Source organism: Streptomyces sp. NPDC091292, from assembly GCF_044757265.1.
In the GTDB taxonomy this organism is placed as follows: Bacteria; Actinomycetota; Actinomycetes; order Streptomycetales; family Streptomycetaceae; genus Streptomyces.
This window is the reverse complement of record NZ_JBIVUQ010000002.1, coordinates 535,783-551,836: the sequence shown is the minus strand read 5'-3', so window position 1 is coordinate 551,836 and position 16,054 is coordinate 535,783. Positions and strand designations below refer to the sequence as shown.

The 16,054-nt window shown below is 72.1% G+C and carries 14 protein-coding genes; 4 read left to right on the top strand and 10 right to left on the bottom strand.

Translation table 11 applies throughout. From position 1 onward, the window contains the following. Nucleotides 1–46: 46 nt before the first annotated feature. Nucleotides 47–280, bottom strand: a complete 234-nt coding sequence (locus tag ACIQNU_RS10545; RefSeq protein WP_401363806.1) for a hypothetical protein — start codon at nt 278–280, stop codon at nt 47–49. 241 nt (nt 281–521) lie between these two features. Here ACIQNU_RS10545 and ACIQNU_RS10540 point away from each other — a divergent pair, with 241 nt between their 5' ends. Continuing rightward, nucleotides 522–1,694, top strand: a complete 1,173-nt coding sequence (locus ACIQNU_RS10540; protein WP_401364258.1) for a glycoside hydrolase family 64 protein — start codon at nt 522–524, stop codon at nt 1,692–1,694. A gap of 258 nt (nt 1,695–1,952) precedes the next feature. Beyond that, nucleotides 1,953–2,420 carry a hypothetical protein gene (locus tag ACIQNU_RS10535; protein WP_401363804.1) on the top strand — a complete coding sequence of 156 codons (468 nt, stop codon included), beginning with the start codon at nt 1,953–1,955 and terminating at the stop codon, nt 2,418–2,420. A gap of 67 nt (nt 2,421–2,487) precedes the next feature. Here the strand turns inward: ACIQNU_RS10535 and ACIQNU_RS10530 are convergent, their stop codons facing one another. Together ACIQNU_RS10530 and ACIQNU_RS10525 are read right to left on the bottom strand one after the other, a co-directional pair. After that, nucleotides 2,488–4,680, bottom strand: a complete 2,193-nt coding sequence (locus ACIQNU_RS10530) for a PQQ-binding-like beta-propeller repeat protein (RefSeq protein ID WP_401363802.1) — start codon at nt 4,678–4,680, stop codon at nt 2,488–2,490. A gap of 230 nt (nt 4,681–4,910) precedes the next feature. Next, the gene (locus ACIQNU_RS10525; protein ID WP_401363799.1) at nt 4,911–5,546 is read right to left on the bottom strand and encodes an LAETG motif-containing sortase-dependent surface protein; all 636 of its coding nucleotides are present in this window, start codon (nt 5,544–5,546) and stop codon (nt 4,911–4,913) included. 431 nt (nt 5,547–5,977) lie between these two features. Here ACIQNU_RS10525 and ACIQNU_RS10520 point away from each other — a divergent pair, with 431 nt between their 5' ends. Beyond that, a complete protein-coding gene (locus tag ACIQNU_RS10520) occupies nt 5,978–9,286 on the top strand; it encodes a GH92 family glycosyl hydrolase (protein ID WP_401363797.1) in 3,309 nt (1,102 codons plus the stop codon). A gap of 102 nt (nt 9,287–9,388) precedes the next feature. Here the strand turns inward: ACIQNU_RS10520 and ACIQNU_RS10515 are convergent, their stop codons facing one another. Both ACIQNU_RS10515 and ACIQNU_RS10510 read right to left on the bottom strand, forming a co-directional pair. Next, a complete protein-coding gene (locus ACIQNU_RS10515; protein WP_401363795.1) occupies nt 9,389–10,219 on the bottom strand; it encodes an undecaprenyl-diphosphate phosphatase in 831 nt (276 codons plus the stop codon). Nucleotides 10,220–10,396: 177 nt separating this feature from the next. Beyond that, the gene (locus ACIQNU_RS10510; protein WP_401363792.1) at nt 10,397–10,780 is read right to left on the bottom strand and encodes a 4-oxalocrotonate tautomerase family protein; all 384 of its coding nucleotides are present in this window, start codon (nt 10,778–10,780) and stop codon (nt 10,397–10,399) included. An 83-nt stretch (nt 10,781–10,863) separates the two neighbouring features. On the opposite strand from ACIQNU_RS10510, the gene ACIQNU_RS10505 reads away from it, so the two are divergent. Then, nucleotides 10,864–11,352: a MarR family transcriptional regulator gene (locus tag ACIQNU_RS10505; RefSeq protein ID WP_401363791.1), complete on the top strand. Its 489-nt coding sequence runs from the start codon at nt 10,864–10,866 to the stop codon at nt 11,350–11,352. Nucleotides 11,353–11,396: 44 nt separating this feature from the next. On the opposite strand, the gene ACIQNU_RS10500 is transcribed toward ACIQNU_RS10505, so the two are convergent. The 5 genes from ACIQNU_RS10500 to ACIQNU_RS10480 form a co-directional block, all read right to left on the bottom strand. Beyond that, nucleotides 11,397–12,266 carry an SMP-30/gluconolactonase/LRE family protein gene (locus tag ACIQNU_RS10500; RefSeq protein WP_401363790.1) on the bottom strand — a complete coding sequence of 290 codons (870 nt, stop codon included), beginning with the start codon at nt 12,264–12,266 and terminating at the stop codon, nt 11,397–11,399. Continuing rightward, nucleotides 12,263–13,141: a hypothetical protein gene (locus tag ACIQNU_RS10495; RefSeq protein ID WP_401363787.1), complete on the bottom strand. Its 879-nt coding sequence runs from the start codon at nt 13,139–13,141 to the stop codon at nt 12,263–12,265. The genes ACIQNU_RS10500 and ACIQNU_RS10495 overlap by 4 nt, the downstream gene beginning before the upstream one ends. Next, on the bottom strand, nt 13,135–14,280 hold the full coding sequence (gene dgoD / locus ACIQNU_RS10490) for a galactonate dehydratase (protein ID WP_401363784.1): 1,146 nt from the start codon (nt 14,278–14,280) through the stop codon (nt 13,135–13,137). The genes ACIQNU_RS10495 and dgoD overlap by 7 nt, the downstream gene beginning before the upstream one ends. Next, nucleotides 14,277–15,017, bottom strand: a complete 741-nt coding sequence (locus tag ACIQNU_RS10485) for a FadR/GntR family transcriptional regulator (RefSeq protein WP_401363781.1) — start codon at nt 15,015–15,017, stop codon at nt 14,277–14,279. Before ACIQNU_RS10485 ends, dgoD begins: the two co-directional genes overlap by 4 nt. Before the next feature lie 163 nt (nt 15,018–15,180). Continuing rightward, entirely contained in the window at nt 15,181–15,954 is a 774-nt protein-coding gene (locus ACIQNU_RS10480) for an SDR family NAD(P)-dependent oxidoreductase (protein WP_401363778.1), read from the bottom strand. Nucleotides 15,955–16,054: the final 100 nt, after the last annotated feature.

The window sequence follows — 16,054 nt, the reverse complement described above, 5'->3', positions numbered from 1 at the left end:
CCCGACGGGCTGAGCCCGTCGGCCGGGGGGCGTAGGGCGATCGGTCTCAGCGCGACGGGCGCGGCGACAGTACATATCGCGCCATGTGGACAGGCGTGGACGCCTTGTGTCCGAGGTTGCTCGTCAGCAGGCGGGCCTCCTTGTCCGTGTCGATCGAACGACCCTGGTCGTTGTCGTCGGACGTGAAGTGGGGCGCGGGCTCGGCCGCATGGGCGGCGGCGGCACCGCAGATCATCAGGGCGCCGGTCGCGGCGGCAAGGGTGGCGTGACGAAGTCGCACGAAAGTCATCTCCCGTTTCGGTTCAGGGACGTTGCCCAGCGAACGAGCCGTACGTACGTGGCGTGCCGCCGCACCGATCGAACCACCCGGATGATTGACACCCGACCCCTCCGGCGCAATTCTGAGAGCGCTCTCAGCAGCACTGCATGGCAAGGCGTTCCATCCCCAGGACCCCACCCTGTCGAGGAGGAAGAACGTGCCCAGAAAACGCAGTTGGCCGGCGGCCTTGGCGGCGGCGATCGTGCTCGCCGCGGGCTTCACGGCGACCGGTGCACCGGCCCAGGCGGCGGGCTCCCCCACACCCGCCGCAGCCGCGGTACCCGCGACGATCCCCCTGAAGATCACCAACAACTCCGGGCGCGGCGACCCGGTCTACGTCTACAACCTCGGAACCGAACTCTCCACGGGCCGCCAGGGCTGGGCCGACGCCAGCGGCACCTTCCACCCCTGGCCCGCGGGCGGCAACCCGCCGACACCCGCGCCGGACGCGTCGATCGCGGGCCCGGCGAACGGACAGTCGCTCACGGTCCGGCTCCCCAAGTTCTCCGGCCGGGTCTACTTCTCGTACGGTCAGAAGCTCGTGTTCAAGCTGACGACCGGTGGGCTCGTACAGCCCGCGGTGCAGAACCCGTCGGACCCCAACCGCAACATCCTCTTCAACTGGTCCGAGTACACGCTCAACGACTCCGGTATATGGATCAACAGCACACAGGTCGACATGTTCTCGGCGCCGTACGCGGTCGGGGTGCAGCGGGCCGACGGTTCCACGATCGAGACCGGGCACCTCAAGCCGGGCGGGTACAACGGCTTCTACAGCGCGCTGCGCGGGCAGTCGGGGGGCTGGGCGAATCTGATCCAGACCCGCTCCGACGGCACCGTGCTGCGGGCGCTGGCGCCCGGTCACGGCATCGAGGCGGGCGCGCTGCCGGGCTCGGTCATGGACGACTACGTCAACCGGGTGTGGCAGAAGTACAGCACCCAGACGCTGACGGTGACGCCGTTCGCGAACGAGCCCAACACGAAGTACTTCGGGCGGGTCTCGGGCGACGTCATGAACTTCACCAACAGCTCGGGCGCCGTCGTCACCAGCTTCCAGAAGCCGGACTCGGACAGCATCTTCGGGTGCTACAAGCGGCTCGACGCCCCCAACGACCTGGTGCGCGGCCCGATCTCCCGCACCCTGTGCGCGGGCTTCAACCGCTCCACCCTGCTGGTCAACCCCAACCAGCCGGACACCGGCTCGGCGAGCTTCTACCAGGACGCGGTGACCAACCACTACGCCCGCAACATCCACTCCCGGATGGCCGACGGCAAGGCGTACGCGTTCGCCTTCGACGACGTCGGGAACTACGAGTCCCTGGTCCACGACGGCAATCCCCAACAGGCATCCGTCACGCTCGACCCCTTCAACTGACGGCGCCTGACCACCCCGATACGGCCCGGCGGAAAAGCACGTACGGGGCGTACGGGGCGCGCGAAGTGAGGTCAGGCGCATTCGGCGACAAAGGGTGCGCTTCCTGTGCGCCCCCGCCGAAGCGGTGAACTACGGAGGTGTCCCGGCGGCGGTGCGCGGCGGGGGCGGGATGAGTTTGTGATCTTGGGAGCAGCCGGGTCCGTGGCTCACTCACCACGGACCCGGCTGTCTCCTGTCTCCCTCCGTACGAGGGGTCCCGTGCGTATCAGAGCCGTTCTGTCCCTCGCCGCCTCGGCCGCCGCCGTGCTGACGCTCGCCACCCCCGCCCAGGCCGCCGACAACGGCGACTACTACATCCGTGACGCCCGGTCCGGCGCGTGCCTCTCCGCCGGGCAGGGCCCGGTCGGCGGCGACCTGCGGCCCTGCGGCCCGGACACCGTCTGGGCCCTGCGCAACGAGGTCGACCGCACCGTCCGCTTCCAGGACAGGCGGGAGCCGGGCCGCTGCCTCGCGCTGTCGCCGATCCACCTCTTCCCGCCGCCCGTCTTCGCGGGACCGTGCGGCGAGTCGCCCGACCGGTGGAGGATCGAGGGCGAGGACGGCGACGCGCCGGTCGCGCTCCGGCTCGCCGAGATCCCCGACCTGGGCACCCTGACCGCGCGGGGTCCTCGCGCGACACTCGGCGGGCAGGGGGAGCGCGAGTGGCGGCTCCAGCGCCTGGGCTGATGCCCGACCGCGCCGGTCCCAGCCGCCGGTCGGCGCTCCGACAGGCATCGCCGCACGGCCCTCGGGGTCAGCGGGTGACCGCGTACACCGTCCCGCTGTCGTTGCCGACGAAGACCGCGCCGCCTGTCGCGGCGGGCGACGAGCGGATGTCGGCGCCCGTCCGGTACGTCCATCTCGCGTCGCCCGTGGCCGCGTCCACGGCGTACAGGGTGCCGCTCTTGCATCCGACGTACACCGTCCCGGCGAGGACAGTCGGCGACGAGTAGACGATGTCTCCGGCGGCGAACTTCCAGCGCTGCCGGCCCGTCTTGGCGTCGACCGCGTACAGATGGCCGTCGTCGCTGCCGAAGAACACCACGCCGTCGGAGACCACGGGGGACGACCCGACACCGCCTCCGGTGGCGAAGGTCCACAGCCGTGCGCCCGTGTCGCAGTGGACGGCGTGCAGCTTGCCGTCGTAGCTGCCGACGTACAGCGCCCGATCGGCCACGGCCGGCGAGGACTTGACGACGTCGCCGGTCCGGTAGGTCCAGGCGCGCCGCCCGCGGGCGACGTCGACCGCGTACACCCGGTGGTCGTCGCAGCCGACATAGGCGCGTCCCCAGGCGACCACGGGCGAGGAACGGATACGGCCGGTCGCGGCGAAGGCCCACTTCTGCTGTCCGGTACGGGTGGCGACGGCGTACAGGGCGCCGTCGTCACTGCCCGCGTAGACCACTCCCCCGGCGACGACCGGCGAGGAGTTGACCTCGCCCTCCGCGGTGAACTCCCAGCGCTGGTCGCCGGTCTTCACGTCCACGGCGTACAGGTGGTAGTCCGCGCTGCCGACGTACGCGGTGCCCGCCGTGATCGCCGGGCAGGAGTAGATGCCGTTGCCGGTGCTGAACTGCCAGCGCCGCTCGCCGGTCCGTTCGTCGAGCGCGTAGAGGCTGCCGTCCTTGCTGCCGGCGAAGACGAGACCGTCCGAGGCGACCAGGGCCGGGGTGACGGGGCCGCTGGTCGTGTAGGTCCAACGGCGGCTTCCGGGTGGGGACTTGGAGGCGCCGTCGGCGGCCGGACGGTCACCGCCCCCACTGTCGTCGCGATTCCGCAGCCACTCGACGCCACCTCCGACAGCGGCCACCGCGCCCACGCCCGCCAGGGCGACGAGGACCCGCCGACGGTTCGGCGATCGCGGGGCGGCCCGGTCGGGATCGGTGGCGGGCGCGGGATTCGCGAGCGGCGCCACCACCGGGCCGGGCAAGGAGCGCACGGTGGCGGGGTGGGGCCCGCGCTGGGTCGCGGGGTGGGGGCCGAAGGTGCCGTGGCCGGGGGTGTCTCCGTACGGGTCCACGGTGACGGCCGGCCACGGGTCCGGCGCGGGCCCCCCGATCTGTCCGGCGCCGCGTACGGACGCGGCGACGGTGGGCGGCAGCCAGGCGCCCTCCACGAAGGCGAGCGAGGCCGTGTCCTGTTGCCGCTGCGCGCTGGCGAACTCGCCCAGCAGGGCGCCGACTTGGGGGCGGTGGGAGGGGTCCTTGGCGAGGCAGCGGGCGAGGAGGCCGCTCAGGATCCCGGGGATCCCGTGCAGATCGGGCGCGTCGTGCACGACGCGGTAGCCGACGCCCGCTGCCGTACCGAAGCCGAACGGGGGCCGTCCGGTCGCGGAGAAGGCGAGCACGCCGCCGAGTGCGAACACGTCGGCGGGCGCTCCCGCTCCGGCCGCGGTGAGCTGCTCGGGCGCCATGAAGGCGGGTGTGCCGACGACGACACCGGCGCGGGTGAGGGAACTGGAACCGGCCGTCAGCGCGATGCCGAAGTCGATGACCTTGGGCCCGTCCGGCGCGAGCAGCACATTCGACGGTTTGAGATCGCGGTGTACGAGGCCGGCCGCGTGGATCGCCTGCAACGCCTCGGCGAGTCCCGCGCCGAGCGCCAGCACGGTCGACGGAGGCAGCGGGCCGTGCCGTTCGACGGCGTCCGCCAGGGACACCCCCGCGACATGGACGGTGGCCAGCCAGGGCGGGTCCCCGTACGGATCGGCGTCCACCACGGCCGCCGTGAACGCCCCGCTGACGGCACGCGCCGCCTCCGCCTCCCGCGCGAACCGCCTCCGGAACTCGGGGTCTTCGGCGAGTTCGGGCCGGATCGTCTTGACGGCGACGGCACGGCCCCCCGGCGAACGCGCCAGATAGACGCGCCCCATCCCGCCCGACCCGAGCAGCCCCACCACTCGATAGGGCCCCACCTGCCGCGGCTCCCCGCCCTCACCGTCGACCATGGGCTTTCCCCCTGCCCCGAAACCACGAGCGGCCCCTGCCCCCAGGCACCCACCCCCTGCCCGGCATCATGGCCCATCCGGCCACCCGGCGCCCCGGGATTGGTGTCAGGAGGCGGCCGGTCAGCTCATTCAGCGCCGCGCCGACCCCGGTGCCGCTGCCGGTGTCCCGCCACATGAGCGTGCCCCGCGACTGGTCTTGCCGCGGGGCACGGTCAGATGTTTTGGCAGCCTCAGCCGTTGGCGCGCCGCTTACGCGTGGCCACCAGGATGCCGCCACCGGCCAGGACCACCGCGGCGGCGGCACCGGCGATCACCGGAGTCGCGCTGGAGGAACCGGTCTCGGCGAGGTCACCCTGCGGAGAGGTGCTGGTCTCCGGGGCCGGGGCCGCGGAGCTGGGGGTCTCGGACTCGCTGGGCGTCTCCGAGGGCTTCGGGGTCTCCGAGGGGGTGTCCGAAGGAGTCGGAGTGTCCGACGGCTTCGGGGTCTCCGAGGGCGCGGGGCTCTCGGTCTCGCAGACGGGCGAGGTCTTCGTCTCGTCGGCCGAGAAACGGTCACCGTCACCGGCCTTGACGATCAGGCGGACCTGCGCCTCCTTGCTGTGCTCGGGGAGCGTCAGCTCCTCGTGGAACTCCTTGCCGAACTCCTTGGTCGGCAGAAGGTCCTTGCCGTCAACGGTGATGGTCACCGTGTTGGTGACCTTGTCGCTGTAGGCCTTCAGATCGACGGTGACGTCCGAGCACGTCACCGTCCAGGTGGGCGTGTGGGCGGACGCCGGAGTGGCGCACACGCCGATTCCGACGAACCCCACTGCCGCGCCCGCTATGAGAACGCCCGAGCGCTTCCACGCACGGGTGGATACCTTCATGAATCCTCCACACACAATCCGTACTTCGGGTCTGGTGCGTGCGCACAGTACTCCCTGGGCCATCACCCTCCGCACCCACCCCGCGCCTCTCGACGCACACTTGTTACCCGAGGGTTCACTGATGCCCCATCAGGCGGCCACCGCCCCGGGACACTTGCACCCGAATGGCCGGAATGCCGAGTTCCGCGCCCTCTTGACACCCGCGCGAGGGGCGAGGAGCATCCATGCTCGTTCCGTTGACAACGTTGTCGGGTGCCGTGACACGCGGCCGGACAACTCTCGTTCAAAGCTCGGCAAAGACTCCTGCGATCCGGCGGCGCGGGCTTCCCGTCGCTCATGACCTCGCTCATGACATGAAGGGCAGGGAAACGGTGTCAGACACTTTCACGCGCCGAGGACGCGCGAGACGTCGCGCCTACGGCGGTGTGGCGATGGCGGCCGTGGCGGCGCTCGGCCTGGGCCTGTCCGGCGCGCCCGCGTCGGCGGCGCCGGGCTCGGTCACGGCAGCGGCAGCGGCGCCCGTCAACGATCCGGTGGCGTACGTCGATCCGCTGATCGGCACGTCGAACGCGGGCAACACTTATCCGGGAGCGGTCCGGCCGTTCGGCATGCTGGCCTGGAGTCCGCAGAACTCCCGGGGCCGGCAGATCTCGACCCCGGCGCCCGGCGGCTACCAGTACGACGCGACGCGCATCCGCGGTTTCAGCCTCACCCATCTCAACGGTGTGGGCTGTTCGGGGGCGAGCGGGGACATTCCGATCATGCCCCACGTGGGTGAGGTCACGTCGTCGCCGTCGGCGGACGCCACCGACGCCACGTACGCGAGCACCTTCTCGCACGCGGACGAGACCGCGCTGCCCGGCTACTACAAGGTCGGTCTGGCGAGCGGTGCCTCGGCGGAGCTGACGACGACGGAGCGCACGGGCACCGGCCGGTTCGGGTTCCCGGCGGACCGCCCCGCCAGCATGCTGCTGAGGACGTCCAACTCCGAGACGGGCAGCACCGACGCGACCGTCGAGGTCGACCCGGTGGCCCGGACGGTGACGGGGTCGGTGAGCGCGGGCAACTTCTGCGGTCCGCAGAGCGCCAACAACCGGCACGACCTGTACACGCTGTACTTCACCGCCCATTTCGACCAGCCGTTCCAGTCGGTGGGCACCTGGGCGGACGGGACCCTCCAGCCGGGATCGACGCGGGCGAGCGGCGGTACGGGCTACAGCGCGTCCGGGAATCCGGTGGCGGGCAAGGGGTCCGGCGCGTACGTGACGTTCCCCGCCGGGACCGAGCAGGTTCAGGCCAAGGTCGCGATCTCATATGTGAGCGCGGCGAACGCGGAGGCCAATCTGCGGGCCGAGAATCCGCCCCGCAAGACCTTCGCGTCCGTCCGGTCGGACGCCGTGTCCTCGTGGCGCGGCCAACTGGGCAAGATCCGCGTCAGCGGCGGCTCCGACGAGCAACGTACGACGTTCTACACGGCGCTGTACCACTCGATGCTGGAGCCGACGCTGACCAGTGACGTCGACGGCCGCTATCTGGGCTCCGACCGCAAGCCGCGCCGACTGGCGCGTGGCCAGAAAGCGCAGTACGGGACGTTCTCCGGCTGGGACCAGTACCGCGCGCAGGTGCAGTTGCTGGCGCTGCTGTCGCCGAAGGTGGGCAGCGACTATGCGCAGTCGCTGTTCAACTACGCGACGCAGCGCGACGGGGAGTGGGACCGCTGGCTGCTCCAGAACGGCAAGACGAGCGTCATGTCGGGCGACCCGTCGGCTCCGGCGGTGGCCGGTATGTATGCCTTCGGCGCCCGCGACTTCGATGTGAAGGGCGCGCTCCGGTCGCTGATCACGGCGGCGACGGTGCCGACGGCGAACGACTCGTCGAGCGCCGGATGCAATGTGGAGTGCGTGGGACAGCGCCCGGCGCTCGACCAGTATCTGAAGCTCGGCTACGTACCGGCCGACAACTGTCACTGCTGGGGTGGCGCGGCCGAAACGCTGGAGGACGCGGCGGCCGATTTCGGTCTCTCGGAGCTGGCACGGCTCACCGGTGACCGGGCGAACGCGAGGAAGTTCCTTGAGCGGTCCGGTGGTTGGACGCATGTCTTCGACCCGGCGGCCACCGAGCAGGGCGGCTACATGCGGGACCGCAAGGCGGACGGGAGCTGGGCGGGGTCGTTCACGCCGTCGACCGGGAACGGGTTCGTGGAGGGGAGCAGCGCCCAGTACTCGTGGATGGTGTACTCGGACGTGGCGGGCCTGGCGCGGGCGATGGGCGGGAACGAGACGGCCGTGAAGCGGCTGGATTCCTTCTTCCGCGCGCCGGACGGGACGTTCGACTTCTCGGCCCGTGACGCCACGCGCTACGACCCGACGAACGAGCCGGACATCAACGCGCCGTACCTCTACAACTACCTGGGCTCCCCGTACAAGACGCAGGAGACGGTCCGCGCCGAGCTGGACCAGCTGTGGACCCACTCGCCCGGCGGCATCCCCGGCAACGACGACGCCGGGACCATGTCGTCCTGGTACGTGTTCTCGGCGCTCGGCCTGTATCCGCAGATCCCCAGCCGGGCCGAGTTCGTCCTGTCGGCGCCGCTGTTCCCGCGCGCGGTGATCCGTACCGGACACGGCCGTGACATCACGGTGAACGCTCCCGCCGCGTCCGCCGATCACCGCTACGTCCAGCGGCTGAAAGTCGACGGCAAGGCGTCCGACCGGCCGTGGGTGCCCGCGTCCCTCGTGTCGCGCGGCGGCACGCTCGACTACACGCTGGGTACGGCGCCGAACACGTCCTGGGGCAGTGACCCGGGCGACGCTCCGCCGTCGTTCCGTGCGGGCGGGGTGCCGTTCTTCACGGGGACGAGTCCGAGCGGGGTGAAGGCCGAGCCGGGCGGCGGCGCGGTGGAGTCGGCGCTGAAGGTGCAGACGCTCGCGGACGAGGGGGCGACGGTCCGCTGGAAGGCCGATCCGCCGGCCGGTCTGACGGTGGGCCCGGCGGAGGGCGACCTCGCGGTGCCGGGCGCGGGCTCGGCGTCCACGAAGCTCACGGTCACGGCGGCCGACGATGCCCAACCGGGCTTCTACAAGATCCCGTTGACCCTCACGACCTCGACGGGTACGGCCCTGCCGAAGACGTCGCTCGCGGTGACGGTCGGCGTACGCGACAGCGTGCTGTGGAACCTCAACAACAACGGCGTCTCCGCCGACGACACCGATCCGCAGGCCAACTTCGACGGCGGCGGCTGGAGTTACTCGGCGAAGGCCCTCGCGGACGCGGGCGCGCGACCTGGCGGCACGGTGTCGTCGGGTGACTTCGCCTTCACCTGGCCCGATGTGAGGGCGGGCGATCCGGACAACATCGAGGTCGTCGGGGGCGGCCAGACCCTGGACGTGTCAGCGACCTCCGCGAACGCGACCCGGCTGAGCCTGCTGGGCAGCGCCGCGAACGGCCCCACCACCGGGACGGTGACACTGACGTACACCGACGGCACGACGCGGCAGGCGACGGTCGGCTTCAGCGACTGGACGCTCGGCGGCGGCACCCAGCAGCCGTCGTACGGGAATGTCGTGGCCTTGCACACCACCTACCGGGACGTCTCCGGAGGCGGTGTCGAGGAGGTGGGCACCGATGTCTTCGCGACCGCGCCCCTCGCCCTGGAGCCGGGCAAGCGGCTGGCGAGCGTGACGCTTCCGGCGACCACGAGCGGCGGCACGATGCATGTGTTCGCGGTGGATACAGCCTGATCCAGGGCACGGTGGCCTGACACACGACGGCGGTCCGCGCGTTCCCTTTCGGGGGCGCGCGGACCGCCGTGGTCGTTCTCGGTTCCGGTCGAAGCTCCCCGGTCAGAGCACCCCGGTGGTGAGCAGCCCGAGCAGGAGTACGCCGACGACGAGCCGGTAGACGACGAAGGCGTTGAAGGAGTGTCTGGCCACGTACTTCAGCAGCCAGGCGATCGAGGCGTAGGCCACGCCGAAGGACACGATCGTGCCGACGACGAGGGGCGCCGCCCCGGCGCCGGAGCCGAGGGCGTCCTTCAGTTCGTAGATGCCGGCGCCGGTGAGGGCCGGGATGCCGAGGAAGAAGGAGAGCCGCGTGGCGGCGACCCGGTCGAGGTCGAGCATCAGCGCGGTGGACATGGTGGCGCCGGAGCGGGAGAAGCCCGGGAAGAGGAGCGCGAGGATCTGCGAGGAGCCGACGAGCATGGCGTCCTTGAACGAGGTGTCGTCCTCGCCGCGCTTGTGCCGGCCCATCTGGTCGGCGGCCCACATGACGCCGCTACCGACGATCAGGGATCCGGCCACGACCCACAGCGAGGCGAGCGGCCCCTGGATGAGGGGCTTGGCGGCGAGGCCGACGACGACGATCGGGATCGTCGCGTAGATCACCCACCAGGCGAACTTGTAGTCGTGGTGGTAACGCTCCTCGGGGTCCTTGAGTCCGCGGCCCCAGGCGGTGAGGATGCGGACGATGTCCTTGAAGAAGTAGACGAGGACGGCGGCGATCGCGCCGACCTGGATGACGGCCGAGAATCCGACGACCGAGTGGTCGTCGACGGGGATCCCCATCAGACCCTCCGTGATCTTCAGATGGCCGGTCGACGAGATGGGGAGAAATTCGGTCACTCCCTCGACGGCGCCGAGGATGACGGCCTGTCCGATACTGATCGCGCTCATGGCATCCAGTTCTGCTGGGTCAGGTTCTGCCCGCCGCGGACCACCGATCTGCCCGGTACGGACCACCGACTACAGGCTTGTAGACGGCGTAGGTCACTGTAGACGACTCCGGTGACCTCCGGGCTCCGCCCCGCGCGCGCCGGGACGACCGCCGCCCCCGCCACCCCCTCGCACGGGTCAGACCGGTACGCCGCCCACGCCCGACCGACCCTCGGGCACCGCTTCGAGCAGCACGGTGACCCGCTCACGCACCTGCTCACCGAAGACGTCGGTCACGGCGTCGGTAATGGTGGCGATCAGACGGGCGGGCGCGTCCGGCACGTCCGGGAGCGCGAAGGCGCCCTCGCGCATACCGAGGACGACGACCGGCGCGTTCTCGTCGCTGGGCACACCCCCGCTCCCCCAGCGGCCTCGCGGAACGCCGACGAGGGTCACGACGGCGACGGATCGCGCCCACTCGCCGAACACGTGGGCGACGGCTTCGGTCAGACCCGCGATGAGACGGGGTTCGACCTTCCCGTCGAACTCCTCCTCGCGGATCTGCACGGTGAAATGCGGCATGACGGAGCCCCTTTACGATGGTGGACACGTTTGCTTTGCGAGCCAAGCATCTTTGATGTCAAAGCTAAATTGGAGGGTGAGGCATGTCAACCAACGGCGACCCCGTGGATGACGCCATGGACGACGTGGACGACGCGATCCGGGCGTTGCTGCTGCTGATGCCCCGTATGGTCGGCCGTGCCAAACGCATGCCGGTGCCGGAGGAACTCCAGTCCCTGGCGCTGGCGCCCCGGCATCTGTCGCTGCTGTCGTATCTGCTGTTCGACGGTCCGACGACCGTCAACGACCTCGCGACCCGGCTGGAGGTCGCGCCGACGACCGTGAGCCTGATGGTCGGTGAACTGAGCCGTAAGGGCGTGCTGGAGCGGCGCGAGGACGAGACGGACCGGCGCCGACGCATCGTCAGCATCACCGACGGGATGCGTCCGTCGATCTCGGCGTGGCTGTCGCGCGGCGCCACCGCCTGGCGCCACGCCCTCGCCCCCCTCACCCCGGCGGAACGCCGCATGGTGGTGGACACGTTGCGCGCGTACGAGGAGGGCGTGGCGGAAACGGAGGACGAGGGTGCGTAGGTCCCGGTCGTCGGGCGATGCGTGGCAGGGGGCCCTGGTCAGGCTTAGTCGTCGGCGGCGGGGCGGTACGCGGCGGCCGGTGAGCCCGGGACGTCGACCGGGACGGTGAAGACCGCGCCGTCGTAGGGTCCCGGGTCGGGCAGGCCCACGGTGGCCATCGTGATGTGGAGCGTGGTGCCGTGCAGGCAGACGCCGGCGGGCTGCCGGGCCGGGAGGGTCAGGGTGCGGTCGTGGGCGCCGTCGGAGCGGTAGCGGTGGACGGTCCCGGTGCCCCAGACGGCCACCCACAGCGCGCCCTCGGCGTCCACGGTCATGCCGTCCGGGCTGCCTTCGGCGAAGGTGGCGAAGGTCTCCGGCGTGCCGAGGGCGCCGGTCGCCGGGTGCACGGGGTACCGCCGGACGATTCCCCGCGCGCTGTCGGCGAGGTACATCAGGGAGCCGTCCGCGCTGAACGCCGGGCCGTTGGGCACGGTCAGCCCGGTCAGCGCCGTGTGCACCGTGCCGTCCGGGTCGACCCGGTACAGCGAACCCGCCCCGGCCACGGCGTCGTACGCCATGCTGCCCGCCCAGAACCGGCCGTACGGATCGGCCGTCGCGTCGTTCATCCGCATCCGGACGGGCGCGCCGTCCTCCGGGCGCGCCAGCCAGGTGGGGCGCCCGTCGCGCGCCGCCGGGCCCAGCAGGCAGATTCCGGTGCCCGCCGCCGCGATCCAGCCGCCCGCCCGACCGGCGACCGGTGCCACGGCGCCGAGCGGGACGTCCAGTTGGAGCAGGGGCCGCAGGGGTGCGGCGGGGTCCGCCGGTGCGGCGAGCAGGCGTCCGGTGAGGATGTCCACGAGCACCACACGGCCGTCGACCGAGCGGATGCCCTCGCCGAGTTCGAGCCGGTCGGGTCGGAGTGCGGTGGGCGTCATCGGGAGTCCTCCTCGGGGTGCTGGGCGCACGCGCAGTGGTCCGTCACGGTGAGCCACCAGCGCACCTCGCCGGACGGCGGGACGACGGCGGCGTCGCCGGGCCCCGCGTCCGCGAGGTCGAAGACCCGGCCGAGCATCGGCTCCACACCCGTACTGCGGTAAGGGCCGTCGGCGGGAAAGCCGCCGAGATTGCGCCACAGGGCCACCGAAACCGGCTGCCCCTCGGCTTCCAGCGCGAACCTGAGGGTGTCGCCGCGGTCGTGCACACAGACCGCTCCGGTCGCCACGACGGCGCCCACGGCGGTGCCGTCGTCCGGTCCCGTGCGGTGCAGCGGGATGCCGTACGGGTCCGGCCAGGCGCCCTCGATCCAAGGGGCCCCGGACGGCCAGGGCTCGGCGACCAGTTGGGCGGCCTCCGGGAAGAGCCGGGTCCGCGCTCCTTCGTCCATCCGGATCGTGGCGCCGGTCGACAGGTCGAGCAGGGCGTGCGCGGCCCAGAGGAAGCGGTGGCCGGGGGCGGCCGTGAGCCGGTACGAGACCAGCGCCGCCCCCGGGCCACCCGGCGTGACGGCGCGCGTGAGCCGGAAGTCCGGGCAGTCCACGGTGTCCGTGGCACCGTCGGCCCCGTCGCCACCGTCGCGTGTCCAGGCCCGTGACCAGGCGTCCCCGTGGTCCGGTGTGCCGCGCACGGTCGGGACGCACTCCTCGACGCCGCCCGCGTCGGCGAACGGGTCGCCGGGGCGCGCGCCCGGACGGCGCGGTTCGTCGCGCTGCCACAGCCACTCGCGGCCCGACGCCCGCAGGGACGTCCAACGCCCGCCGTGCGCCGGGTCGGTGACGATCCGCACCCCGGATTCGGCAGACCGGCTCACCACTCCGCGAACGATCCGTCGGGGTGGCGCCACACCGGGTTGCGCCAGCGGTGCCCGGCGCGGTCGGCCGCGCGGACGGCGGCCTCGTCCAGGGTGACGCCGAGTCCGGGCAGGTTCCCGCGCAGGGCGTGGCCCTCGACGAAGCGGAACGGCTCGGGGTCCAGCAGATACGACAGCAGGTCGGCCTCCTTGTTGTAGTGGATGCCGAGGCTCTGCTCCTGGATGAGGAAGTTCGGGGTGGCGAAGGCGACTTGGAGGCTGGCGGCGAGTGCGATCGGGCCGAGCGGGCAGTGCGGGGCGAGTTCGGCGCCGTACGTCTCGGCGAGGGACGCGATGCGGTGGACCTCCGAGATGCCACCGGCGTGCGAGAGGTCGGGCTGGGCGACGGCGATACCGGCGGTGAGCGCGGGCAGGAACTCGGCCCGCCCGTAGAGGCGTTCGCCGGTCGCGATCGGTACCGGGCTCGCGGCGACGAGCTGGGGCAGCAGATGCCCCTGGTCCGGCAGGAGGGGTTCCTCCACGAACAGCGGGTGGACCGGGGCGAGTTCGGTGAGGACACGGCGGGCGGTGGCGGCGGTGAAGCGGCCGTGGAAGTCGACGGCGACATCGCGGTGCGGGCCGAGGACGTCACGGGCGGCGGCGACCCTGGCCACCACCGCCGCGGTCTCGGCGGGCGTGGTGATCCGCGAGGTGGCTCCGGCGGCGTTCATCTTGACCGCCGTGAACCCCGCCTCGACCTGCTCGGTGACCTGCTCGGTCAGCGCGGCGGGCTCGTCGCCGCCGACCCAGGCGTAGACGCGGACCCGGTCCCGTACCGGACCGCCGAGCAGCGCGTGCACCGGCGCGCCGTACGTCTTGCCCGCGATGTCCCACAGCGCCTGGTCGAGGCCCGCGACGGCGCTGGAGAGGATGGGCCCGCCCCGGTAGAAGCCGCCCTTGGTGAGGATCTGCCAGTGGTCCTGGATGCGCAGGGGGTCCTTGCCGACGAGGTATTCGGCGAGGACGTCGACGGCGGCGCGGACGATCTCGGCGCGGCCCTCCACGACGGGTTCGCCCCAGCCGACCACCCCGTCGTCGGTCTCGACACGGCAGAACAGCCAGCGCGGCGGAATGAGGAAGGTCTCGATACGGGTGATCTTCACGAGGCGTCCGTGCCCTTCGTACGGTCGGCCGTCGGCTCCACGCGGTCCAAGTCCCGTACGGCCTGTTCCAGCAGGGCCCGCATGGCGGTCTCGGCGGCATCGGGGTCCTGCGCGCGCACGGCGTCCAGGACGGCCCGGTGGCTGGGGACGGGGTCGTCGGTGTGGGGCGAGCTGTGGACGATGCGGTCGCGGTGGGCGAGGCCCGACTCGATGACCATCTCCATCCGTTCGAGGAGTTCGTTGTGGGTGGCGGCGAGCAGCGCGCGGTGGAAGGCGAGGTCGGACTCGACGGCGTGCGCGGTGTCGTCGCCGCCCGCGCCCATCGCGTCGATCGCCGCCTCCAGGGCGTCGAGGTCGCTGTCGGTGCGGCGCTGCGCCGCGAGCCGTACGGCGGCGGGTTCGATGATCGCGCGGACCTCACCGAGGTTGCGGAGCAGGGCGCGGTCGGCGTCGGCGGTGCTGCCGCCCTCGAACTGCCAGCGCAGGACGTCCGCGTCGAGGAGGTTCCAGTCGGCGCGGGCCCGTACGAAGGTGCCGCGTTTCTGCCGGGCGTCGACCATGCCCTTGGCGGCGAGGACCTTCAGGGACTCGCGCAGCGCCGTCAGGCTGACATCCAGTTCGCTCTGGAGTGCCACCAGGTCGAGGGTCGAGCCCTCGGGGAGCCGGCCGCTCAGTACCCGGCGGGCGAGTGCTTCCACGGTCTGACCGTGCACACCGCGGCGGGCGTAGCGCGTCATGTCGATCTGCCTTTCGTTCTTCGGGGCCCGGAGGTCCGGTCGGCGGACCGGTCCGGGCGGGCGCTTCGGCGGCGCGAGGTGGGGGTCGCCCCGGCGCGTGGGTGAGGCGGGTGGTCGGGAGGGCGATCGGGCGGGTGAGCGGGGGCAGTCAAGGGGGGCGGGATCAGGCGGAGGAGGTGACGACGCTCCAGCCGCCGTCGACCACAAGACTCGTACCGGTGATGAAGGACGCCTCGTCGGCCGCGAGGAAGGCGATGGCCGCCGCGACCTCGTCGGGGGTGCCGAAGCGTCCGGCCGCGGTCTGCGCGACGCTGCGCTCCCGGTCGTCGTCGGCCACCCGGTCCCAGGCGGCGGTGAGGACGGGTCCGGGCAGTACGGCGTTGACGCGGACCTCGGGCCCGTACTCGACGGCGAGTTGTCCGCACAGCGAGAGCAGCGCTCCTTTGGACGCGGCGTACGCGGGGTGTCCGGGGATGCCCCGGTGGGCGTGGACCGACGAGGTGAGGACGACCGCGCCCCGGCACGCTCGCAGGTCGGGCAGGGCGGCGCGGAAGCCGAGGAAGCCGCCGGTGAGGTTGGTGGCGAGCTGCCGCTGCCAGGACTCCAGGGTCATCTCGTGCGCGGGGGCGACATCGACGGTGTACGCGTTGCTGACCAGGACCCCGATCTCGCCGAAGGTGTGCGCGGCGTCGACCACGCGCGTCCAGTCGGCGGCGGCGGAGACGTCGGCGGGGACGAAGAGGGCGCGTCCGCCGTCCTCGCCGATCCGTCGCGCGGTCTCCTTGCCGCGTGCCTCGTCGATGTCGGCGAGGACGACGGCGGCGCCTTCGGCGGCGAGGCGGGCGGCGGTGGCGGCGCCGATGCCGGAGGCGGCGCCGGTGACCACGGCGACGCGGTCGGTGAAGCGTGCGCCGGGCCATCCTGCTGGGTGGTTCATGGTCGGGTCGACTCCTCGGGGTCCGTGGTGGCACGGCCGTGGTGCGGCGGTGTGCCGGGGTCAATTCTGCGGGGCGCGCGGGGCGCGCGCTCGGCCGGTC